Raw genomic sequence first — 415 nt, 5'->3', positions numbered from 1 at the left:
GTCCAGTCTTCAAACACTGAGAAATACTCAGGGAAGCGAATGTCTAACCAGCGAATGATCCGGTTCTGCAGCCGTACACTATTCGTCACCCAAAATTCCCGGTCACTCATAATCGTTTTCAACCTTTGAAAAACGATAGCCTGTCGCGAGTATTCATAGTAGAAGCCTCGGCTAACCACGTCAGCGATGACAAGCGCATCCTTCGGATCACTCTTGGAGGGAGAATTATCCCGGTTCTCCTTGTTTCGTTTGGTGGTGGCCGGATTCACCATGACAACGCTCTTGCCCTTATCGGCAAGCCAATTGGCTAGGTTATACCCGTAGTGTCCTGTCGGCTCCATACCAATTATGAGCCCTTTTAAACGGTGTTTCTGTTGTAATCCATCTATCCATCGTTCTAATTTTTCGAATCCTT

Annotated in this window: 1 protein-coding gene; it reads right to left on the bottom strand. The window is 47.0% G+C overall.

What is annotated here, in order from left to right:
• A partial coding sequence (locus ASG81_RS29580) for an IS110 family transposase (protein ID WP_155971183.1) occupies window positions 1–415 on the bottom strand: 415 nt, incomplete at both ends.

Origin of the sequence: Paenibacillus sp. Soil522 (assembly GCF_001428245.1) — a bacterium.
Classification (GTDB): domain Bacteria; phylum Bacillota; class Bacilli; order Paenibacillales; family Paenibacillaceae; genus Pristimantibacillus.
Note: the sequence above shows the minus strand (reverse complement) of the source record. Positions and strands in the feature narration are given on the sequence as shown.